Annotated in this window: 18 protein-coding genes and 3 pseudogenes; 9 read left to right on the forward strand and 12 right to left on the reverse strand. The window is 58.3% G+C overall.

The genetic code is table 11. From position 1 onward, the window contains the following. Positions 1-62 precede the first annotated feature (62 nt). On the forward strand, positions 63-1,739 hold the full coding sequence (locus ACP99_RS20925; RefSeq protein WP_049986443.1) for a transposase: 1,677 nt from the start codon (positions 63-65) through the stop codon (positions 1,737-1,739). A gap of 979 nt (positions 1,740-2,718) precedes the next feature. Here the strand turns inward: ACP99_RS20925 and ACP99_RS09860 are convergent. The 6 genes from ACP99_RS09860 to ACP99_RS09885 all read right to left on the reverse strand — a co-directional run bounded on the left by ACP99_RS09860 (position 2,719) and on the right by ACP99_RS09885 (position 7,634). Then, on the reverse strand, positions 2,719-3,393 hold the full coding sequence (locus ACP99_RS09860) for an ABC transporter permease (RefSeq protein WP_049986444.1): 675 nt from the start codon (positions 3,391-3,393) through the stop codon (positions 2,719-2,721). 1 nt (position 3,394) lies between these two features. Beyond that, the gene (locus tag ACP99_RS09865; RefSeq protein WP_049986445.1) at positions 3,395-4,378 is read right to left on the reverse strand and encodes an ABC transporter ATP-binding protein; all 984 of its coding nucleotides are present in this window, start codon (positions 4,376-4,378) and stop codon (positions 3,395-3,397) included. Beyond that, the gene (locus ACP99_RS09870; protein ID WP_197052426.1) at positions 4,378-5,073 is read right to left on the reverse strand and encodes an ABC transporter permease; all 696 of its coding nucleotides are present in this window, start codon (positions 5,071-5,073) and stop codon (positions 4,378-4,380) included. The genes ACP99_RS09865 and ACP99_RS09870 overlap by 1 nt, the downstream gene beginning before the upstream one ends. A 24-nt stretch (positions 5,074-5,097) precedes the next feature. Further along, positions 5,098-6,051, reverse strand: a complete 954-nt coding sequence (locus tag ACP99_RS09875; RefSeq protein WP_081927395.1) for a glycine betaine ABC transporter substrate-binding protein — start codon at positions 6,049-6,051, stop codon at positions 5,098-5,100. A 141-nt stretch (positions 6,052-6,192) separates the two neighbouring features. Next, positions 6,193-6,558 (reverse strand): Rieske (2Fe-2S) protein, encoded by a 366-nt coding sequence (locus tag ACP99_RS09880; RefSeq protein ID WP_049986448.1) that lies wholly within the window; start codon positions 6,556-6,558, stop codon positions 6,193-6,195. Beyond that, entirely contained in the window at positions 6,555-7,634 is a 1,080-nt protein-coding gene (locus ACP99_RS09885; RefSeq protein WP_081927405.1) for an amidohydrolase family protein, read from the reverse strand. The genes ACP99_RS09880 and ACP99_RS09885 overlap by 4 nt, the downstream gene beginning before the upstream one ends. Positions 7,635-7,895: 261 nt before the next feature. Between ACP99_RS09885 and ACP99_RS09890 the strand changes: the two genes are divergently transcribed. Further along, entirely contained in the window at positions 7,896-8,207 is a 312-nt protein-coding gene (locus ACP99_RS09890; RefSeq protein WP_049986449.1) for a hypothetical protein, read from the forward strand. Between the two features lie 177 nt (positions 8,208-8,384). On the opposite strand, the gene ACP99_RS09895 is transcribed toward ACP99_RS09890, so the two are convergent. Continuing rightward, complete coding sequence (locus ACP99_RS09895; RefSeq protein ID WP_197052427.1) at positions 8,385-9,665, reverse strand: iron-containing alcohol dehydrogenase; 1,281 nt, start codon at positions 9,663-9,665, stop codon at positions 8,385-8,387. Between the two features lie 111 nt (positions 9,666-9,776). On the opposite strand from ACP99_RS09895, the gene ACP99_RS09900 reads away from it, so the two are divergent. The 3 genes from ACP99_RS09900 (at position 9,777) to ACP99_RS09910 (ending at position 14,201) form a co-directional block, all read left to right on the forward strand. Then, complete coding sequence (locus tag ACP99_RS09900) at positions 9,777-11,291, forward strand: aldehyde dehydrogenase family protein (RefSeq protein ID WP_049986451.1); 1,515 nt, start codon at positions 9,777-9,779, stop codon at positions 11,289-11,291. A 116-nt stretch (positions 11,292-11,407) separates the two neighbouring features. After that, positions 11,408-13,339: a sulfatase family protein gene (locus ACP99_RS09905; protein ID WP_081927397.1), complete on the forward strand. Its 1,932-nt coding sequence runs from the start codon at positions 11,408-11,410 to the stop codon at positions 13,337-13,339. An 88-nt stretch (positions 13,340-13,427) separates the two neighbouring features. Next, a complete protein-coding gene (locus ACP99_RS09910; RefSeq protein ID WP_049986452.1) occupies positions 13,428-14,201 on the forward strand; it encodes an IclR family transcriptional regulator in 774 nt (257 codons plus the stop codon). A gap of 327 nt (positions 14,202-14,528) precedes the next feature. On the opposite strand, the pseudogene ACP99_RS19970 reads toward ACP99_RS09910, so the two are convergent. From ACP99_RS19970 to ACP99_RS19200, 3 pseudogenes are all read right to left on the reverse strand, one after another. Next, positions 14,529-14,642, reverse strand: a pseudogene (locus ACP99_RS19970) (IS5/IS1182 family transposase); the annotation flags it as partial. 25 nt (positions 14,643-14,667) lie between these two features. Next, positions 14,668-15,809 (reverse strand): annotated as a pseudogene (locus ACP99_RS09915) (IS630 family transposase); the annotation flags it as partial. Between the two features lie 50 nt (positions 15,810-15,859). Next, a pseudogene (locus ACP99_RS19200) lies at positions 15,860-16,136 on the reverse strand (transposase); the annotation flags it as partial. A 93-nt stretch (positions 16,137-16,229) separates the two neighbouring features. Here ACP99_RS19200 and ACP99_RS09925 point away from each other — a divergent pair. From ACP99_RS09925 to ACP99_RS09940, 4 genes are all read left to right on the forward strand, one after another. Further along, positions 16,230-17,906, forward strand: a complete 1,677-nt coding sequence (locus ACP99_RS09925) for a transposase (RefSeq protein ID WP_049986454.1) — start codon at positions 16,230-16,232, stop codon at positions 17,904-17,906. Positions 17,907-18,444: 538 nt separating this feature from the next. Next, on the forward strand, positions 18,445-18,984 hold the full coding sequence (locus ACP99_RS09930; protein WP_394324864.1) for a DUF7342 family protein: 540 nt from the start codon (positions 18,445-18,447) through the stop codon (positions 18,982-18,984). A 3-nt stretch (positions 18,985-18,987) separates the two neighbouring features. Further along, on the forward strand, positions 18,988-19,446 hold the full coding sequence (locus tag ACP99_RS09935) for a hypothetical protein (RefSeq protein WP_049986455.1): 459 nt from the start codon (positions 18,988-18,990) through the stop codon (positions 19,444-19,446). Continuing rightward, positions 19,443-20,684, forward strand: a complete 1,242-nt coding sequence (locus tag ACP99_RS09940; protein ID WP_049986456.1) for a tyrosine-type recombinase/integrase — start codon at positions 19,443-19,445, stop codon at positions 20,682-20,684. Before ACP99_RS09935 ends, ACP99_RS09940 begins: the two co-directional genes overlap by 4 nt. 42 nt (positions 20,685-20,726) lie before the next feature. Here ACP99_RS09940 and ACP99_RS09945 read toward each other — a convergent pair whose 3' ends face one another. After that, positions 20,727-21,950, reverse strand: a complete 1,224-nt coding sequence (locus tag ACP99_RS09945) for a competence protein CoiA (RefSeq protein WP_049986484.1) — start codon at positions 21,948-21,950, stop codon at positions 20,727-20,729. A 69-nt stretch (positions 21,951-22,019) separates the two neighbouring features. Next, complete coding sequence (locus tag ACP99_RS09950) at positions 22,020-22,883, reverse strand: hypothetical protein (protein ID WP_049986457.1); 864 nt, start codon at positions 22,881-22,883, stop codon at positions 22,020-22,022. Positions 22,884-23,145 lie beyond the last annotated feature (262 nt).

Consider the following 23,145-nt stretch of genomic DNA (forward strand, 5'->3'; position numbering starts at 1 on the left):
AGTCGTCCACCCCTCTGTTGATCTGGACGAATTCTTGTGCGTGTCCTACTGACTCTCCCGTAGTGGCTTCGACTCCTGTCTCTCGTCGGTCGGTCTTTCGAAGCATCGCTCGACGATCATACGTCGAGTGGCCAGCGTATCATTCGACACCGCTGTACGACCGGACATCGCTTGCGGGATTGAAATCGGATATCCGAACGGTTTCGGGCGCGTGGTTCGCCCACGAGAGCCACGACTCAATCGAGCAGTTCGTCTGTTCGCTACCGCTGGCCTACTTCAGATTCGAATCCCATGACCGCTACGCGAAGTCGACCCGGTATGAGATGAACACGCTCTTTTGCATCTTCGTGCTGAAAGAGATCCACGGATGGAATCACGAGATGGCACTCGTCGAATACCTCGATAGCCACCCTGAACTTTGTAAGCAGTTCGAATTTGAGGCCGTTCCAAACCAGTCAACACTGTGGCGAAGTTGGCACCAGCGCTTCACCGCCGATTTGCGGGAAACAGTCGAGACTGCCGCACGAACGGTTCTCATTACTGCTCAGAACGAAGGTGTCACTGTTCCACGTCATCCGGAGCGGAGGTCCCCACAGCGAGAGGACGACGGTAGGGGATCCGATTCCGACGATCAGACCGTCTTGGAACGAGCGGAACAGATCATCGACCACGTCAGCCGGATCGTCTTTCCGGTGTTCTCGTTAGATCGTGGTGAGGGCTGTAAGATTCACGAGAATGCCTACTGGGGGTTACAGACCTATCTCGGACTGCGTGAGAACCTCGCTGCTAACGAGGGCGCTCGTAGCTTCATCCACGAGTCGACACGTTATCGGACGCCGCTTGGCCACGCCCACCGCGACCAGATTCGTGACCTCTCCATTGGGGAGATTCGCGAGATGTACCGACAGGCCGTCACACGGCTACTGGATGAGGTCGGCCGAACAGAGGAGTTCTTTCGGGCGGGTATCGTCGCCATAGACATCACCGAAGCTGACCCGTTTACTGGCGATAGGACGGGCCACGAAGACGAGATCATCGGCACGAAAGAGAAGACCGACGAATACGCGTACCAGTGGGCGACGGTTCAGTTAGTCGGGAATGCTGTCCCGATTGTACTCGATGCGCGACCTGTGCGGCGGGGTGAGTCACGGAGGGAGATCGTTGAGGATCTCTTGGACTCTGCTGAAGCGGCCGTTCACGTCGACAACGTCCTGATGGACCGGGAGTTCGACAGCCAGCACGTTCTGGAGATGATCAGCCAGCGGGGACTGTCGTATGTCGTGCCCAAGCGGATGCAGACCAGCGAGAAAGCCCAAGCAAAGCGGTTGCTTCGACGTGATCAAGACCGGTACGAGACCGACAGGAAGCTCCACCTCGGAAAGAACGAGTGGCACGAGACAACGCTGATCTACCGTCAAAAAGAGAACTCAGAGCACGACGATCACCGGCAGTATTCGGTGTTCATGACGAATCGGGGGAGCGGGCATCTCACTGAGTACGGCTATCGGTGGGAGATAGAGAGCGGCTACAAGTCGATCAAGCGATTTATGGCCGCCACCACGTCGAAGAATTTCGGGCTGCGGTTCTTCTACTTCGCGTTCGCTTGCCTGCTGTTCTCGATTTGGCGAGCGGTGGATCTACTCGTCCAGGTCGAATTAACCGGGGAGTACGAGCACGCACCGATTGTGACGGCCGATAATACGCTGACGCTGTTGAAAAAGGAGACAGGAATCGGATAGTAGGACTTTCGGTCTGGGTCAGCGCAGATTTCTGAGTGGCAACGCTATCGAGAGTCTCGGAAAGATGATAATCTGGTTGTCAGTGCGACAGGAAGAAGCGAACGAGGGGAGATTTGAATCAGTGCCCGCTCCCTAGTCCGTCGGAAACCACGCATCACAGGCTCCCTAAAGCCAGTGTAGTCTCAACTTCCACAGGCTCCGGAATAGTTGAGGCCGACGCTCCCAATGCATAGCCTCAAGTTCCGTCTGCTCAGTATTTCGAATTTGGTCGGTTGGCTTGTCGGTTATCTCGAAGACACCGTTCGCTCGGTAGACCCAATTTCGCGTTCACCGACAACGCCGCGGACCGCCGTCTCAGTAGGCTCGTTGACAGCGAGATCCCACGGTCGCTCGTGGATGGTCTTGATCGCTCTTCGATCCAGACGCCGACGTTGACGAACCACCTGTTCACTGATCCGGCGGGCCTAGGGCTCAGCTGACCGGTCCTGGCTCCCCTCCTGTGACTGACGGGAAGTGTATGAGAGACCTGCTTTTCTGGGTCGAGATGGGGAGTCAACACCGAGATACCGAAGGCGACAACGTCTTTGGTCACGCTACCGAGTAGTGTCCGTTGGATGTCCGTCCGATCGTGAGTCCACATAACGACTACGTCGATATTTCCCGTTATTTGGCGGACGCGAGAATGCCGTCGTTCGGGGTTCCCGCCGGACGACACTCGTCGGTTCAACGCCACGGTCGGCCGCCCACCGGCGACGTCGCCGGTGGCTTCCTCTCATCCTACGCTACTGCGTCTAAGCGAGTATCCAACCCGGGAACACCTTCGCTGCCGCCCGTCTGAAAAAGTATGCGGTCGCATAGACGCTCTCGACTCGCCTCTAAGAATTCGTGAATAGCGTAGTAAGCCACAAGTGACATTTTTAGTATGATAATCTATGGGAATAAGTATAAATTATATTATAAATAAACGTCCGACGAACAGTTATGCTGCCACCTGTGCAGACGCCGGACCGGTACTACCGAGTCGATTTTCGACTGCTGCCAGAATCAGATCGAGTGAGATCGCGAGCACGGCACCGGAGATCGCGCCGGCGAAGACTTGGGGCATATTGAATAAGTTGATGCCGCTGATGACCCACGCACCGAGGCCCCCACCGCCGATGAAGAACGCCAGATAGGCTGTTCCCACGTTGATAACGGTACTGGTCCGGATGCCGGCGAATATCACGGGGAGAGCCAGCGGGAACCTGATTTTCGTCAACCGTTCGTTCTGTGTCATACCCATTCCCTTGGCGGCGTCAATCGTACCTTCTTCCACGCTTTCCAACCCCGTGATCGTGTTTACCATAACGGGAAGCAGCGCGTAGATGAACAGGGCGACAAATGAGGGCAGGAAGCCGAGCCCCAGAATCGGGAACATCAGCGCGATCACGGCCAGCGGCGGGATCGTTTGAGCCACATTTCCAACTGAGAGGATGGGGCTCTTCAGCTTCTCGTGGCGAGCTGCAATAACTCCGAGAGGAATGGCGATCGAGACTGCTAACATTTCCGATACGATGACCAGAACCATATGCTCTGCGAGTAGTTCCCAGAACTCGGGGAGGTGATTGAGCAGGTATCTGATGCCGCTCAGGGTGGTGGAGACGACTCCAGCCATCTTACTGCTCCCCCGCCGAATCGAAGTAGGACCGGACGTGATCTTCGGTGAGATATCCGATTACTTCGCCGTCTTCGACGACCGGGAGTGTCGTGTGCTCGATGCTCAGTAACCGCGTCAGGCCGAGTTGAAGCGAGTTGTCGGGCGAAATGCTGTAGTACTCGCCACCGTCGGCTGCGGGGGCTACTTCGGCACTGGCTGACTCGTGGTCTTGTGGCTCGTCCATTACCTCTCGGACCCGGGTGATCGACAGTTGCTTGAACGCCTGGTTTTCCCCGATGAAGTTCTCCACGAACTCGTTTTTCGGGTTTGAGAGAATTTCCGCCGGCGTGTCGTACTGGACGATCTCGCCGACGTCGAAGATGGCGATTCGATCCCCCATCTTGAGTGCCTCGTCGATGCTGTGTGTGACGAACAGAATCGTCGTGTTGATCCGCTCTTGGATCTGCAGGAACTCGTCCTGCAGATTCTCCCGTGTGATCGGGTCCAAGGCACCGAACGGCTCATCCATCAGGAGGATGTCCGGATCGGCCGCGAGTGCCCGGGCGACGCCGATCCGCTGTCGTTGGCCGCCGGACAGTTCCCGCGGATACTGATTCCGGTAGTCGGACGAAAGGTCCATCAGCTCCAGCAGTTCATCGACGCGGTCGTCGATTCTGGATTGGTCCCACCCGACCAGTTCCGGGACAGTCGCGATGTTCTCGCCCACGGTCATATGATCGAACAAACCGATCTCCTGGATCACGTACCCGATCGTCCGCCGGAGGTCGATCTTGTCGAGTTCTTGATTGTCGGTTCCGTTGACGTACACTGTTCCCTCGGTTGGTTCTTCCAGCCGATTCACCAGTTTCATACTGGTGGTCTTTCCACACCCCGACGGACCGACGAGTACCGTCGTCGTTCCCTCTTCGACGGTGAAACTGATGTCTTCGATGGCCTTTGTCCCGTCCGGGTATACTTTCGTCACGTCCTCGAATTCTATCATTATACTGCCCTCTCTATGAGCTGTGTGCTGACCCGTTGTTCGACTTCTTCGCCGTTGTGGATCCGGAGTAGCTGTTCGACAGTGGCGATCCCATAATCTGCGGCGAGCGCGAGCAGCGAGACGACAACCGTCGCGACGACGATCATCACGGAGTCGCCCTGTCGGATGCCGTTGAAGATGAACTCTCCGAGGCCACCTGCGCCGATGTAAGCCCCGACTGCGGCGACGCCGACCACGATCACGACCGCGTTGCGGACGCCGGCGAGAATGATCGGCAGCGCCATCGGAATCTGAATGCGACGGAGACGCTGGCGGCGTGTCATTCCCAGGCCCCTCCCGGCCTCCTTCATCGCCTCTTCGACCCCTGTCAATCCGACGTACGTATTCCGTATGACTGGGAGTTGCGAGTACAGGACCAGCGTGAACACGACCGGATCGCTGCCGATCCCCAAGAACGGAACGAGCAGCCCGAACGCCGCGAGGCTGGGGATCGTCATCGCGATCCCAGCCGCCCAGAGCACCGCCGTCGCTGCCCGATCGTTGTACGTGATGAGGACGCCGAGTCCGACGGCGATCGGGACCGCGATGAGCACCGTCTCTGCTGTGATCAGGATGTGTTCGACCAGACGGGCGACCAACTGATCGAAGTTCTCTGTGACGAACTCAATGTACGGGGATATGAACAACGGTTCCATAGATACGTTCCCGGTGGTCATCAGTCAGATGATTCCCTCGCTCTCCAGGAAGTCGATGGCGACGTCTTGGACGTCTTCGTCGTCAAGGGCGATGCGGGCGTTCAGTTCGATGACCTGCTCTTCGCTGCTGAGCGCCTCCATCGGCGCATTGAGCGCGTCTTCTATCGCGGATCCGGATGCAACATCGTCCGGACGAGCGAGCGGTGCTGGATTGTACGGGGCAAAGAAGTTCTGATCATCCTCTAGGACGACCAAGTCGTACTGTTGGATCTGTGGATTGGTAGTGAATACCATCCCGATGTCCGCTTCACTTTCCCCGAGTACCTGATAAGTGAGGTTCGCGCCGATCTCTCTGATGTTCAGTTCAGCCGCTCCGTCGGCGAATCCGTACGCCTCGATGAGTCCCGGCCATCCGTCTTCTCGCTCCGCGAATTCAGGACCCAGGACCACCGTGATGTCGGTGTTACCGCTGTTGATGTGCTCTGCCAAGTCACTTATCGTCTCGACACCCGTGTCCTCTTGCCATCCCGGACGGGTCGCGAGGGCATACGTATTATTGAAATTGGCGCGTTGTAGGTACCTGAGGTCGTGCTCTTCCTTCATTTCCTGCTTGGCTTGTTGGTATACCTCCTCCGGATCGCTCGGAATTTCGTCATGTTCCGGGGGAATCGTGGCGTACGCACCCGCGGTGTACAGGTGGTAGAAACTGATATCTCCGCTGTTGAGCGCTTGGAAACACTGCATCGATCCACCCAGCGCCAGTTCGTTTTCAGTTTGGACATCGGTATTCGCTTTAATCGACTCAAATCCGAGATATCCCATCAGCTCGGCTTCGGTCCACTGCATCGACGCTGCTGTCACTGTGGTGCTTGATCCACCGCCAGTGAAGGTACCTGTGCATCCGGCCAGAGACCCCAGCACGGTCGCTCCGGAGGCCGCAAGGCCTCGTTTGAGGACATCCCGGCGTGTGTTAGCCATACACTCGCTAATACTTACAACACTAATTAAATCTTTTCCTGATTGAAATGATATATGACTAACCGCCGAGAGTTCGGCCGACGAATCAGGAGGTGATTCGATAGTCCGACTCCACGCTCCGAACGGAGCCTCGGCCTTCAGCTACAGTGACACCACAACGTCGCCGTCTTCCACTCGCACCGGGTGCGAGGGCAGTTTCGCTCCCTCCTTCGAGAGACAATCCCCCGTCGGAATATCGTACTCCCACCCGTGCCACGGGCAATTGAGCACCTCTCCTTCTTTGGACCACTGGAGTTCCGTCTGGAGTTCGTCGCGATCGAATTCCGCGTCACTGGTGCCGGTGATGCTGCCCTCGCAGGCGGGTCCACCCTGATGGATACACCAGTTTGTATATGCCCGAAACTCGCCGTCGAGCCGGAACAGTGCGATTTCACGTCCTTCGATTTCGATCAGCTTCCGATCGCCATCTTCCAGTTCGCTGACTGTTGCAACGGTGTGTTCACTCATTGTTGGAATGGGAGGCGGAACGCCTCCACCGGCGTCTCGTACAGTATCTTCTGTCGCTCTTCCTCGGTGAAATAGTGCTGCAGGTACTTGTCGAGCTCTTCGAGATGATCAAAGTCCCAGTGTGGATAGTCAGTGGCGAACATCAACATATCCGCCCCGAGCGTCTCGATCATCCGTTTCATATCCTCGGATCGATTGGGCTCGCCGAGCGGTTGTGAGCCGATGTAGAACCGGTCACGGATGTACTCCTCAGGGGACTGGTCGAGTAGCGGGACTTCGCTCCGCCGCATTCGGTAGATCTTGTTCATCCGATGCATCAGATACGGGACCCATCCGATTCCAGCTTCGAGGAAGACGAAGTCGAGGTCCGGAAACTTCGCCGGGACGCCCTCTCCAATGACGCTGGCCATCGTCGCCATCTGTTGCCACGGATGGCCGAGCGATTGCACCTCAAAGTAGTTGTTGAACCCCTTGTTATGCAGCGGGAAATCGAACATAAACTCCTCGCCGTTACCGTGGAAGACGATCGGCAAGTCGTGGTCCTCAGCCGCTTTGTAAATCGGATCGTTCGATGGATCGCCGAGCGGCGGGTACTCGCCGCTCGTCCCGAGATAGAGACCGACGATCTGCTCGTTGTCCCCGATTCGGTCGATTTCTGCGGCAGCTTCCTCCGGTCGCTGTGTCGCCACGGCCCCCAGCCCTAGGAAGTCGTAGTCGTCGAGGAACTTGTCCAGAAGGAGATCGTTGTACGCCCGCATCAAGCTCATCGCCAGGTCGGGCTGTGAGAACTTTCCGAGCGGTTCGAAGGTGTTGATGATCGGATAGTCGATCTGGAAGTCCTCTTGGAACTGTCTGATGTCCTCGGGGCCGGTGAATTCCGAGAAGTAGTCGTCGATTTTACCGCCCATCCGTTGATCCCAGCTGCTGGAGGGGAACATCGGGTGCGGCGAGTCGGTGATGCTCGATCGGTGTGGTTCTTCGAGATACTTTGCGATCATCTCTTCTTCTACCGTGATGTGGACGTCCGTGTCCACGACGGTAGTCTCCGCTAACGCGTGGGCGGCTGTCTGTGACATCATCTCACCGTTCCACGAGCGAATATATAACGCTTTTTCCGAGTTGCTGATGGTTCACTGATAACCGTGGCGCGCTCGAGAACGCTCAGCGGTCGGACGAGATGAGTAATCTCCCGATTTCCGGGAGTAGAGCAACGGATCCGATTTTTGTGAGGCGGTCGAAAGCCGGTGAGAGTGTCGCTGTCGCCGCACAGACGCTCTTCGATCGATTACAGGCACGCCGAAAAAGCTACTTGGACGGCTCTACAACCGAGGGTCGTGATGTCATCTGACCGCCCCGAGTGGTGGGACCAGAACTCCGAACTTCGGGAGGAACTGGGCCTTCCGGAGTACGAACCCTCGCGATTCACCGACGGGACATACGTGCACGAAGTCGTCGAAGAGATCGAATCCGAGTACGGGATGTCGGTCGACCTCGTGAGTGAGGATCCGAGCTACCCGAGCCAATGGGTGATCCGCCTCGGTGGGACAGCGTGTGTGAGTGTAGTGCGCCGCCGCGACGATCGAGGAAACAACGTCTATCAGATCAGCGCTGACGAAGTGCGTCGACAGATCGACGCCGAGATGGCATAGTCTGGCGGTCGGATGCCGTATCTGATGACGAGTCTGTCGGACGTGCCCTGCCGATCGCCGTATGATCAGCCACCGCTGTTTACCGCTCACTCATCCGCGGGCTTCCAACAACGTCGGATATACCACGGTTTTCGGTGAACTGTCGGTAAGGCGATGCCGGCGGACACCAAGCGGGGTTCAGTACGCGTCCTGCGCGACTTCGAGCAGATCATCGGCGTCGGCGTCGCGCGGGTTGTCGTGGATCTCGATCGTCTCCAGGGATTTCTCGGCGATATCCCGGAGGTCCTCCTCGGCCACGTCGAGTTCGCTGAGACTCGACGGCAGATTGACCTCCGCGATGAGCGATTCGACCGCCGCCACGGCCTCTTGGGCCGCTTCCCGTTCCGAGAGCCCTGACACGTCGACGCCCATCGACTCTGCCACGTCCGCGTACCGCCCGGGATACTCCTCGAGGTTGTACCGCATCACCGCCGGCGTGAACGCCGCGATCGCCTCCCCGTGGGGGATCTCAGGATACATCCCGCCGGTCACCTCCGCTAGTGAGTGGATCGCGCCGAACCCCGCGAAGTTCTCGCAGAAGCCCGCCATATGCGACCCGAACAGGAGTTGCTCGCGGGCCTCCATCGCTCCCGACTCGTAGGCTTCGGGGAGGTACTCCGGGACGAGCCCCATCACGTGCCGCGTGTAGGGCTTGACCAGTTCGGGGGCTCCCGCCGCGACGTGGTTCTCCAGAGCGTGGGAGAACGCGTCGAAGCCCGTCGCGGCAGTCTGTCGTGGCGGCAGCGACGCGGTCAACTCCGGATCGACCAACGACACGTCCGCGCCGAGGTACGGGCCACCGGGGTACAGCGGGGGTTGGCCGATCGCCATCTTGAACGCCCGGTCCGGCGCCGTGATCACCGCCCAGTAGTCTACTTCACTGCCGGTCCCCGCGGTCGTCGGAATCGTGATCAACGGGTGTGTGTGGTTCTCGATGCTCCCGGCAGTCACGTCTTCGGGCACGTTCACTTCGTAGTCGGAGAGCTCGCCCGAGTTGGTCTTCAACAGCGTCGCGCACTTCGCCGTGTCGATGACGCTGCCCCCGCCGACTGCGACCACCACGTCGAACTCGCCCGCTTCCAAGGTCTCCAGGGCGTCGTGGACCATCTCGGTCGTCGGATTGGGTTCGATATCGTCGTAGATCTCGTAGGCGATTCCCTCGGCCTCCAGCGAGGCCTCGATCCCCTCAAGGATACCGGCCGCGCGGATCCCCTGATCTGTGACGACCAGCGCCGTTTCCCAGCCCTTCGCGGCGATCACCTCGCCCGTTCGCTCGCTCTTGCCGTTCCCGAACTCCACTGTGATCGGGAACGATAGCGTGTGTTCGCCCAGACTCATCGTCCCGAAGTTCGCGTCGATCTGTCTGTCGTAGCTGTACCTGGCCGGTAGTTGTCGCTGTGTCGGGGCATCCGTGTACAAATCGAAGAAGTCATTTGATAAATAAGAACGTAGGAGAAATATTTGCCAGTAGAGCCGGGCGAACTCGAGGGCCGTAAGAAGATTTTTACCCCCTTGACAGAGAGTGGCACTATGAGCAGTTCCCGATCAGACGAGAGTCCAGTCGTCGAGCGGCACCGCTCGAAACACCGCGATGCGACCGCCGACGTCGAGTTCGGCACGTGGATCGACGGCGAACTCCAGACTCAAGGCCCGAAGGCGGGCGTCGTCGATCCCGTGACCGGCGACTCGATCGTCGAGGTGCCCCAGGGCGACGCCGCGACCGTCGACGCCGCGGTCGGGGCCGCCTGGGACGCCTTCGACCGCGAGTGGGACGCCGCCACCGTCCGCGAGCGCTCCGCTCGCCTCTTCGAATGGGCCGACGTCTTGGAAGACCACCTCGAGGAACTCACCCTCCTGGAGTGTCTGGACTGCGGCAAGCCGCTCTCGCAGGCCCGCGGCGAGGTTGAGGGCGCGATCGACACGCTAGAGTTCTACGCGTCGGTCTGTCGCGCCCAGCGCGGCAGCGAGGTCCCCGGCGGCGAGGACTTGCACCTCTACACGACGCAAGAGCCCTACGGCGTCGTCGGTCAGATCGTCCCTTGGAACTATCCCTTGTGGGCCGCCGCCTGGAAGCTCGGCCCCGCTTTGGCCGCCGGCAATGCCTGTGTCCTAAAACCCGCCAACGACACGCCTCTGTCGACGGTTCGTGCTGCTCAACTCTCCGAGAGGATTTTCCCCGACGGCGTCCTCAACGTCGTTCCCGGCCCGGGCAGCCAGGTCGGTCAGGCCATCGCCGAACACGACGACGTCCGGAAAGTCTCCTTCACCGGAAGTACGGCGGTCGGCAGCGGCGTGATGCGCGCCGCTGCCGACCGGGTCGCGCCCGTCACCCTCGAACTCGGCGGCAAATCACCCTTTATCGTCTTCCCCGATGCGGATCTCGACAAAGTCGTCGACGCGGTCGCCGACGGCATCTTCTACAGCACGGGCGAGATCTGCGACGCCTTCTCGCGCGCGCTGGTCCACGAATCGATCGCCGACGAATTCACCGAGCGTTTCGTGGAAAAAGCCGAATCGTACGTCCTCGGCGATCCTCTCGACGAGAAGACCACGATGGGCCCGCTGACCTCCCAAAGCCAGTTCGAGACCGTCACGGAGTATATCGAGACCGGCAAGCAGGAAGCAGAGTTACTCTGCGGCGGCGGGACGCCCGACGACTCGGAACTCGCCGACGGCTGGTACGTCGAACCCACGGTCTTCGGCGGCGTCACCAACCAGATGACGATCGGCCGCGAGGAGATCTTCGGCCCCGTCCAGACTATCCAGATCTTCTCCGAGTACGAAGAGGCGATCGAACTCGCCAACGACACCCAGTACGGCCTCGCCGCCGGCATCGGTACCGAGAAGACGTCGCTCGTCCACCAGACCGCCGATGACCTTGAGGCCGGCCTCGTCTACGTCAACGAGTACGGCCCGATTATGCCCGACGCCCCCTACGGCGGCTTCAAACAATCCGGCCACGGCAAAGACCTCGGCCTGGAAGCCCTTGACCACTACCAGCGACAAAAAAGCGTCTACGTCAACCTCGACGAACCCGAACTCTGAATCGAATGGACGGCGAGGGTCGACGCTGACTGTCGGATTCTTTCTCGGAATCGACAAGGCTGGAATCCATTTTTGGAAAACCTTTATTTGATACCCCAGGCCACTCGGTCACGTGTATGACTAGCAGTAGCAACCCGAACGTGGTGTGTTTCGTCGCCGATCAGTTGCGATACGACCACCTCGAATGCAACGGGAACGATGTCGTCGACACCCCAAATATCAACGCGCTAGCTGAAACGGGCGTCACGTTCGATCGGACCTATACGAACAATCCGATGTGTATGCCTGCCCGCGCGACGATGTTCACCGGGCGGAACCCACACCGGCACGGTGTACGGTCTAACGGAGTACACCTTCGCGAAGAGCTCCCCTCGATTCCCCAGCAGCTCTCGGAGGCGGGCTACCGGACCCACTCAGCGGGGAAACTGCACCTCCATCTCTACACGCTACCGGCCCCACAGCAAGTGTCGCACATCGCCGCGGAACTCCCCGAACGGGCGGAGTCCGAGTTCGGTCGGCGGCTCGGGATGGTTCTGGACGACGTCCTCCGCGACCTGCTTGAGTGTCCCGATGATCTGTCTGCGGGACGGGAGTCGGCAGGCTACCATAAGGGGTTCTCGAACCGCGGCGACAACGCCCTCCTTCGGACCCTCGAGCGAATCCACGTCCCGAAGTGGTCCGACGGGGCGCTGCTCTTCCAGGAAGTCGCCGAAGAAGCCGTCTCTGCGTGGCCCACAGACGACCTCTCGGAAGCCGATTGGGAGGAGTTCGCCGGCGAGTTGAAGAAGCGTCTCGCAGGAATGTTCGATACTATTGATGCGACCACGTACGAGGATCTGTCGTTCGATCCGGCCGAGTTCCCCGAGGCCCGCGAGGTCTGGGAATCAGGCCTGATCTCGGAGCTCCCTGAACCGTACTACGGGTTCGAGACAACCGACTTCACCGGAGGCCACGTCAACGAGAGCTACGGCGAGTACAAGCGGTGGCTGGAGTCGAACTATCCGGACGCGTACGACCGGATTTCCTTCGATCACCCCGACAACGTCCGCGGCGATACCTTCCAGGTGCTCAGGGAATGGACGCTGCCGGAGGAGGCCCACTATAACCGCTGGATCAGCGATCGCAGCATCGAGTTCCTGAACGAACAGGAAGACGACGACGATCCGTTCTTCCTGTGGTGCTCCTATCCGGACCCGCACAATCCGTACGCTGCCCCCGAGCCCTGGGGATCGATGTATGATCCTGCGGACGTCGAACTGCCCACGCGGAGCGAAGCGGAGCTCGACGAATTGCCGGAGTTCTACCGCGATGTCTACGAGGGCGACTTCTTCCAACTGCAGGGCCTCTACACGGAACCGGGTCCGGAAGTCCAAGACGAGACGATCAGGGAGATCATCGCCGTCACTTACGGAATGGTCAGCTATCTCGACCACGAAGTCGGGCGAGTCGTCGACGCACTGGAGCGTAACGGCCTCCGAGAGGACACGGTCATAATCTTCCTCTCGGACCACGGCGAGATGATGGGCGATCACTGGATGATCCGGAAAGGGCCCTTCCAGTTCGAGGGGCTCCTCCGCGTGCCGATGATCTGGAATTGGCCCGGCGAGTTCCAGGAGGGCAAGCGTGTCGAGACAGTCACCAGTCACGAGGATCTGATGCCGACGATGCTAGACCTCTGTGGCGTCACGTCGCCACACGCGGTCTATGAGCCGTCATACCGTCACGGGCCGGATACGTGGCCCGGCGAATCGCTGGTGTCACTGCTCACGAGTGAGAACGACCCCCGAGACCGCTCGACTGTCGTTGAGACCGACGAGGATTACCTCGGCATCTGGCCCCGTACGCTGATCAACGACCAGTACAAACTCACTGTGTATCCCGACCAGGAGTACGGTGAGCTGTTCGATCTCCACGATGATCCCGAGGAGTTGCACAACCTTTGGAACGACGACGCCGCCGAGCCACTCAAGAACCGTCTCTATCGTGAATTGATTGATCAGCTCGTGCTGCAGGAAGGCGCCGTACCCAGCCGTCGCAACGTCGCCTGATATTCTACGAAAGGTCGAACCTCGAGAATAGATATTCGGTATCACAGAATAATACTTTTCTTTCTTCGGGTTATGTGACCACACGACAATGGGAAACGACGACGGAATCCGGGTCAACGCTCTCGAGACGACCAACGACATCATAGAGGCGCTAGACGAGTTTAACGGCGCCCGCGTCACCGAACTCGCCGAGTATCTCGATCGGCCACAGAGCGTCGTCCACAATCATCTGACGACGCTCAAACAGTTGGAGTATATCGTGCAGGAGGGTAACGAGTACCGGCTCAGCCTGCGGTTCCTGAAGTTCGGCGAACGCGTCCGCCACCGCTCAACACTGTATAATTTCGCTAAATCCGAGGTCCAGCAGCTCGCTGAAGAGTCGGGCGAACTGATTACTCTGCTCGTGGAAGAGCACGGGCGTGGAATCTATCTCGACATCGGCCAGGGGAGTCAGGACATCGAGTATCCCGCAATCACGGGCGCACGGACGTACCTTCACTGTTCTGCGACTGGCAAATCGATCCTGGCACATCTTTCTGATGAAGAAGTCGACACGATCATCGACAAACACGGCTTACCTGCTCAAAGTTCGAATACGATTACCGATCGAAACGAACTCGACGAGGAGTTAGAGACGATCCGCGAACGTGGTTTAGCCTTCGATATGGAAGAGTTCCGCGAGGGGATGCGATCCGTCGGAAAGCCGATTCTCTTGCAGGACGGGACGCCTATCGGCGCACTGAGTATCGCCGGCCCGGCACATCGGATGAAGGCTGACCGCCTCGAAAAAGAGATGCCGGAATTGCTTCGCCAGTCGGTCAACGTTATCGAGTTGAATCTCAACGATCCCAACATTCAGTAACGCCATACGAGATTTGCTCCATCACATTCTGTCTTACTGAATCGTGGTATGTCTGTAAATCCGCATAGTCCACGTGTATATTGGAAACTTTCGAAGATTTCTGTAGCAACTAGGCTGATATGTACTTATTCACTATGGTAGAATACTCTCTATCGGATTTTTCCCTCGGAACTATAGATCTGAAGTCGTCACCGCATTCTATAACAAGTGTACCTCTGTTATTTTGAGCGATGCCGCTATTTAATCTCGGATCGCTCTGTTGAAAACAGCTACCGAACACACAATAGCTATAGTTTGGTATAGCAAGTGGGTGTCATACGAGAGTTCTCACACCGTGATTATAGTACTCTTTGAATTGTCTCCGCGTTCGTAGTTGGTAATTGCGACGACGGGAGGAAGGCACAGCGCGAGGAACACCACCGCTTATGCGTGGACACGGCCTCAAGCGTGCTGATACTCCAGATAACTTTTGAAAATCAAGGAATCCGACAGACCATTTTTTTACCGTAGCTGACTCGTTGTGTTGTCTGATAATATATATTTGACGAGGTCGTGGAACTCTTCTTCGTCTTCGACGATAATCGGCGACACCGTCCACCTCAACTGTTTCCAGACCTTTCGATTGGGTTGAGATGCGGTGAACCCGACGGGAGAAAGATGAGATGGATTCCAAGTTGGTGGGCTCGGTTACGCGAGTACTCACAGGTGTGTGACCCGTGCTTGTCCAAGACGAGCAGAATCCGCTGCCCCGGATTCTGCTTGCGGACCGTCTCTAACACCGCGCAGATATGCTCCTTCTCTTTGTTTTCAGTCCATCTGACTACGCTCCCGCTGTTGAGTGCGTAGAACCCAACTGCCGAGTCCTCGGTCTTGATACTGTTGGACACAACTATTTCAAGATATTCGCCGCCTCGGCGGCGAAATTCTTCACAGACTTGTGTCTGACAGTATGACCAACGGCCGTTCGACGTGGTGATCATTGACGTACCACATCCGCCGCGAATTGTCGTACGGTTGCGGTTGTGACGCGTCGAAAAAGCCGACGACAGTACCACCATCTGTGCATACGTTCTCATCAACGATCCACCCCTCTTCGTCCTCACCCTCCTGCTTGTTGTGTGGCTCATCGTCACTCTCGTCGAGAATCTCCTCGGGGTTCTCTGGCCGATGTGGCCGTTTCGGCCGTGGTTTCGCGTACGATAACCCGAGCTTTCGGAGGAATGTACCGAGGTAATCTGGGTGGTACTCAACATCAAACTCCTCTTTGAGAAGATGCTGGATCTCCTGTGATTTCCAGGGTTGTCCCTCGCGGAGGAGTTTGAGCAACTCTTCTTGCTCGTCTTCGTCGAGTTTCGGGGGCCGCCCGCCCCCGAAACTCGGCATCAGTGCTTCGAGTCCACCGTCGTTCCAGGCATCTGCCCAGCGTCCGCCGGTGGCTGCCGACCGCCCTTCCCGGTCGGCAGCCTCCGCAATCGTGTCGCCCTTGTAGAGATTCTTCACGAAGCCGAGTCGCCGGAGTCTGTGTTCGTCCTCGGCGTCGCGGAGGAGTTCATCGAGCTTCTCCTCTGCGAGATGATACGTGATCTCTTTTCTTCGACTTCGTCCCATTAGAAGTACATCGTTCTCACCCCTCAAAAGTTTCCTCACTCATTAGTTCGCCCGAGGCCACAGTCCTTCACTGATTCGTTTGTTCGTTCGACTCCAGGACGGCGATTGTACGTCTCATCCAACGTGGACTGCTTCAGCTGCAATTCCTCGCTGTGCTGTTCGATGGTCTTCGACCCTGTACTCGATGTCTTTCCGATCGTCGGTGTTTCGCGCGTTGTATGGGGCGACTGGCACGATCCCTGCGGCCATCAGGTGGTCGTGCCAGTCGAGCGTGTCGTAGGCGCTGTCACCAACCATCCAGATCGGCTTGGCGATGGGAAGGCTGTCTGTGAACGATCCCGGAACTGAGGGAACCTGAGTATATCGTGAGCGTCGGAGAGAACGTCATATCATTGGCCGAGAACGGCAGAAGTGTCTCCAATGGCACCGACTTCTGTCTCTCGACGCGATGTCTTCCGTTCGATAGCTACAACACAGTATTTCGACTGGCCGGCCTACGACTCGACGCCACTGTACGACCAGAGCTCACTGACGGCTCTCATTGAGGACTTCCGGACCGTCTCTGAAATCTGGTTCGAGCACAACGCCCACGACTCGGTTGAGGGGTTCGTCTGTCAGTATCCACTGTCCTACGTGGAGTTCAGTCCCCACGACCAGTACTCCGGTCCGACTCGATACGAGATGCCGCAACTCTTCAGAGCGTTCCTGCTGAAAGAAGTGTACGGCTGGAGCCACGAAACCGCGCTCGTCGAGTATCTCCGGCAGCACGCAGACACCCGTCACTCGCTCGGGTTCGATTCCGTTCCCGACCAGTCGACACTTTGGCGCAGTTGGAACAAGCGCTTCAGCGCCGACCTCCGTGAGGCAATCGAGAGAACGGCTCGGACGACCCTCATCAACGCACAGAATGCCAGTGTTGCGGTGCCTCGTGACCCAGACCGGAAGCTCCAGTCCGATGCTGACGAGTCTGGGCCGACCGATCTTGACGACCAGACTGTTTTGGAAGAAGCAACGAAGATCAGCGATCACGTCAGCCAGGTTGTCTTTCCGGCGTTCTCGTTGGACCGTGGCGAGGGCTGTGAGATCCACGAGAACGCCTACTGGGGCCTGCAGACATATCTCGGACTTCGCGAACGGCTGGCTGCGAACGAAGGGGCTCGCAGTTTCGTCTACGAATCGACTCGGGATCGGACACCGCTGGGGCACGCCCATCGGGAGCACATTCGTGATCTCTCGATTGGACAGGTGCGAGCGATGTACCGTCAGGCCATCACTCGGCTCCTGAACGAAGTTGCGGAGACAGAGCAGTTCTTTCGAGCGGGGGTCGTAGCAATCGACATTACCGAAGCTGACCCGTTCACCGGCGATAGAACGGGCCACGAAGACGAGATCATTGGGACGAAGGAGAAGACCGACGAGTATGCCTATCAGTGGGCGACCGTCCAGTTAGTCGGCAACGCCGTCCCGCTGGTCCTCGATGCCCGCCCGGTACGGAAAGGCGAGTCACGACTAGAAATCGTCGAGGACTTACTCGATTCGGCTGAAGAGCTCGTTCACGTCGATAACGTGCTGATGGACCGGGAGTTCGATAGCCAGCACGTCCTGGAGATGATCAGCCAGCGCGGGCTCTCCTACGTCGTGCCGAAACGGATGCAGACCAGCGAGAAAGCCCAGGCCAAGCGATTGCTCCAGGGCGATCAAGACCGATATGAAACCGACCGGAAGCTCCACCTCGGCAAGAACGAGTGGCACGAGACGACGCTGATCTATCGGCGGAAAGAGGACTCAGAGCACGACGATCATCGACAGTACTCGGTGTTCATGACGAATAGAGGGAGTGGACACCTTACGGAGTACGGCTACAGGTGGGAGATCGAGAGTGGGTACAGGTCGATCAAACGGTTCATGGCGGCGACAACGTCGAAGAATTTTGGGCTGCGATTCTTCTACTTCGCGTTTGCGTGTCTGCTGTACTCGATCTGGCGAGCTGTCGATCTCCTCGTCCAAGCCGAATTGACTGGCGAGTATGAGCACTCACCGGTGATTACAGCGGACAACACGCTGACGCTGTTGAAGAAAGAAACTGGAATCGGGTAGAGAGACACTCTGTCTGGGTTAGCGCGCCGTCTGAGTGGCTACACTATTGGACATCTGAAAAATCTGCCCATAGGGTTAACGGTTTGATAAGAATGGCCGCTTGGAGAGTGATCTGGAGCAGTTTCCGCTGACGGAATCGGTCAAATTCACGCATCACAGCCCTGCTAAACCCTCTGTAGTCTCAACTTCCACGGTCGCGGTTTTGGTATAGCGGTATATGATTTATGCCGTTGCCCAAATCCGAATTTCGGGGGATAGAACCCTTCTATCAGAGGAAAAATGGTTATGAGACTTCTGTCACCGGTGGTCCTGATTATGCTCGTAATCACGACCACTTTCAAGTACCCCGCCGCCGTCGGGGAAGCACGAATGCTGCAATCGGCTCGGCACGGCGCTTCCCCCAGGGTAGAGCCGCCTAGACCGGCCTTCGAGTTTTTGTGGTTCCGCTCAGCTACGTCGAAGAATAAGCGGAATCCAGCAGTTCGATATGGAACGAATGCCCTCAACCTATATGGAGATAGAGTGTGAACGGTACCGTATGACCGAAGACGAATCGAACTCCAAGGGGCTGATGGAGCGCCAGACCACGGGTGAAGATCGAGTGAGGATGGCCGCCCGGCAGCTGTCGGAGCCCCGGACGGCCAACTGGATCGCCTCCGAAGCGGGCTGGTCACACGAGCCGACCAAGCGGGTCCTCGAACGTCTCGTCGACGATGGTATCCTCCACCGTGACGAGAACGGGACGCACACGACGTACTACCCCGATTACCGCCGCCAGGCGATGCAGGAAGCGATGCGCCTCCGGGATAGCGGGCACACTGTCGAGGAACTCACGGACCGGCTCGCCGATATGAAGGCGCAGATCCGCGACTGGGAGGACGAATTCGACGTCGAGTCACCGAATCAGCTTCGCGGAACGCTCGCCGAGGAGGGTCTCGACGCCGACGAAGAAGACCGTCGCCGTGAGATCGCCCGCGAGTGGGAACACCTCCAGCGGCGCATCGACATCGTCGGCTTCGCCATCCGCGAATGGGACTTCCTCACTCCGACGAACGAGCCTGCCGAGGCCAGTAGCTGACGGATGTCGGTCCCGCATCCCGGTGGCGACCCGAACGCAAACCTCTACGCCCAGCTGAAGCGGGATGTCCTCGACCGCGTGCCACAGATCACGACGGTCGAGTTCGTTCCTGATGATATCGAGGCCAAGCAGCTGCGGGCCCGTTTTGATCCGGCCCGCCTTTCTCCTTCGACAGGGCCTGAGTCGCCGGAACTGTCTATCAAGTGGTATCGACAGGACCCACACGATTGGTTCCGTATCAACTACACCGACCCGAACACGGGATTTCACGCTGGCTGGCACCAGGACGAAGACCATCCAGATCTCGGACGAACGCATTTCCAGTACTCAGCCGACGATGAGGAAGATCGCTGGGGAATCACGTTCGAACACGAGACCCCCTCGCTGGTCCTCTGGGAGATCATCGAAGCGCTCCTCGAGGATGTCCGTCCGATCTACCAGTACGGGAACGAGGACTCATGACACCACGAGAACGCACTGATCGGTCGCTCGCGAGCTCCTTCGAACGGTATCTCCAGGACAAGGGGAAGGGTCGTGGTGGCGACGGCGGGAACTATCGACGGAACGCAGCGCGTGAGCTGGAGCGGTTTGCCGAGTGGGCCGCCGGCGACCGTGGTGACGACGACTGGACCGGGATCGTTCCCGACGATGTCGACCGGGAGCCCGCTTTCGAGGACCTCGACGAACGAGTCTTCCGGGAGTACGCCCGGCATCTCAGTGGTGATCGCGGACTCAAGCAGAATACCGTACAAACCTACTACCGCTATATCTCCGCGTGGTGCGGCTGGTGTGTCAACGAGGGCTATCTCGAAGCACACTACGCGCAGCGGGCGAGCGCGATGGCGCCGCTACCCGAAGACGACGGTCGTAAACCCGGCGACCAGCAGGCTTGGACGTCCGAACAGCGCCACGCTCTCACCCGACACGTCGACGAGCGAGCCCGTGACGCTATCGAGACGTACACGACACTCCCGGAGGACACTGACCCCCTCGACAAGCAGCGAGCGCACTACGCGGCGCTGAAGGTGACTCGCGACCGTGCTCTGGTGTTCGTCCTCGCGTATACTGCCGTTCGCGTCGGTGAGCTTCTCCGTGACCCGAACGACCCGCGCCGGCGCGGTGTCCGCTGGGAGGACCTCTCCCTCGACGACGGGAGTATGGATGTCTACCGGAAGAAACAGCAGTGGGACGCTGCCAGTCTCCCCGACCCGGTGATCTCACCGCTTCGAAGCTATCGCAAGCTGATGGACCCACCGACGGAGCGCTGGCCGGTGTTTCCGACGTTTGACCAACGGACGCTCGCAGGACACATCCAGGATGAGCTAGCTGATCGAGGGAACCGTCCTGGGGAGATTACTGACTGTCGTGAGGCGTACGCTCGTGACCTCCTGCTGGCGCTCGATGAGGATATTCAGCCGCCGTCGATCACGACGGACGGCGCACGGTCGATTCTTCAGCGGCTCTCGGAAGCTGCGGACATCGACATCGACCACCCGAAACACGATTACCTTGCTCCACATGGTGGCCGACGTGGGATGGGTGAGGTGCTTGTCCGCGCGTTTGGATACACCGTGGCGGCCCGGTATCTCGACAATTCAGAGGAAATGGTGCGAGAGCGGTACTCGCACATCGAAGCCGGCGAACTCGGTGATGTAGCGACAGAAGCACTCAACGAGGTCGACTCTCTGAACCGTACGTGAACGAGTACACGAGACGATCTTGATTGAGTGCTGATCTCTCGTTTATGGAGGAATCCAGCTCGTATGGTCGCGAAGAGTTGTATCGGGGGTCTCCATCGTCGCACCGCACTTCGGGCAGTAATCTTCGATCGCGTCTTCGTCGTAGAGATAGTGATTGCACTCGGGAGGACTGGCCTGAAAGTACACGTCATCCCAGTCGAAATCTGGCTCTCGACCATAGAGACAGAAGGTACTGTGTCCTGAACGGCCTCGGTGGTTCGTCACTAACCGAACGGGGCAGTACATACACTCCCGGAGTTCGATTAACGGCTGGTCAGAATGGTTCTTCCAGAGCGTTTCTCGGCGACCCCATTCGTGAAACCCCTTCGGACCCCAGCATCGCTCAATCTCAGGTCGTGTCGCAAGCAGTTTCTCCACCTGCGCGGAATGATACCGGCTTCCTGCCCACTTCCAGAACGGGTCTCGACCGTCTTCACGGACGATCGCATTCCTGAGCGCTTTCAGGGGAAAGTCGGGGCCATACTCGTCGCTCACGGTGTAGGTGTAACTGCCGTCGGGTTCGTGGATGCGGCGTAGCTCGCAACCCTGGCTGGCACAGATATCGTACGTGATTAGGTCGTCCTGCCCGCGGGGATGAGCATAGGGCGGCACGCGCTCCCACGCGTGCTCGCCGTCGTAGAGGAGAGCTTGGCAGTTCGTGAGATGATGCGCTTTGTCCGTCCGTTGGGCGTAACCAGAGCCGTCGTCTTTCTCAAACTCGGCCCCGATCATATCGTAGTCGAACGTATCGAGCAGCACTGTTGCCGCGGGTATCCAGACGACGGAGTATCCAGCGGCCAAGTAGTCATGCGTCACCTGCTGAACATCCTTGTCCTCGTGGCTGTGCTGCACCTCAACGGCAAGCCCTTTCCCAAAGTAAGGGTTCCAATCGTCGAACGTCGCGAGAGCGTCAGCGCGGCGTTCAGTCACGGGTGTCGGTACTTCAGATACGTCGACGTCTACCTCTGTCTCGACGTCGGCATGTTCTCCGAACTGCTGGTGAAGAGCGACCTCGACTCGAGCAACTGCGCGTTCGTGGGTCTCAGATTCGCCGCCGTTCGAACAGCGCTGTCCGGCATCGTCTGACACGTGGTAGAAGTGTCGATACTTACCTGGCGCGGATCGCAGGTACATCGTCCCGCCGCATACTGGACAGGTGACGGCTTCACCATCGTCGATAATGGCAGGGACGACCGGGCGACCGTCACGACGACCGCGGAAAGGCATATCGGCAACAAACATCTCGGTAAGCAAATAATCTCTCCCAGTCTGCAGGTCCGAACACGTCGGAACTGGTTAGAGCGGGTCCTCGAGACCGCAGGAGATACAGCGCATACAGCCGTCCTCGCGTTCCCAGATGTGGTCGCAATACTGGGGGTCTGCGGTCGTCATCTCAGCGAAGTCCTCGAACGGATCATTTGAGATGATCTGTTCTCCCTTGTGCTCTTTGAGGCGGGCACCACATCGACAGCGATAGCGATTTTCGCCCCGAGGCTCCCAAACGTGTTGGTGATCCTCCTTCTTCTTCTCCTTTTTCCGCTGTTCAAACGCCGCTCGAGCCGCTCTGTCAGCAAGGTCGGACCTCGTCTTGATGGTTGACTCATCGTAGATGTACACTTCCACAGCGGTGTCTTTCCAGCGCTCAAGCCGACAGTGCTTGCAGAACTCCCGGTCGTGGAGATCACTCCCCCCGTATTTCCAGGTATGGTTACAGTCTGGATTCGGGTCAGTGAATGTGAGGGATTCAGAGTTCACGAACCGCTCCAGATACTCCTCAGGCGGATCGATCTCTGGAGGATCTGCCCACGAAGCTGCGAAGGCCGTCTCAGCCCGTTGGTCGAATGCGACGACCATCTCCTCAATACGGAATCGGTCGTTCGTAAAATCGTCAGGGCTGGCCCAGTAGACGCTATATCCAGCCGAGAGATAGTCGTGCGTGACTGCGTTGAGGTCTTTGTCTTCGTTTGCGTACTGTACCTCAACGATCAATCCCCGCCCTAGGTAATCGTTTGCGTCATCAGAGGAGAACTCAATGAGGGCATCCGCACGGCGGGAATCAGTAAGCGTCGGAGTATTGGGAACGTCGACGGTGACTTCGGGTTCACAGCGGACGTATTGGTCAAATCGCTGTCGAAGCGCCGATACTGCGAGGGATTTCATCTTCCGATGAGGGTCCGACTCTCCTCCAGAGCAATTGATCGTCGAGGCCTCCGACCCCGCGGTGACGTGGTAGAAATGGCGGGCGCGACCGTCATCAAATGGGCCTCGCGGTCGCATCGTTCGGCCACAGGCTGGACAGACGACATCCGTTCCGTCCTCTACTTCCTCTGGCAGAACTGTTGGGCTTCCTTCTTCCGCAGAGGAGTGGGCAATGAAGGGCATCTATTCCGATATCCCTACTTCGGTGGTGAATTAGAAATAA

The organism is Halobellus rufus (assembly GCF_000739575.1).
Classification (GTDB): Archaea; Halobacteriota; Halobacteria; order Halobacteriales; family Haloferacaceae; genus Haloquadratum; species Haloquadratum rufum.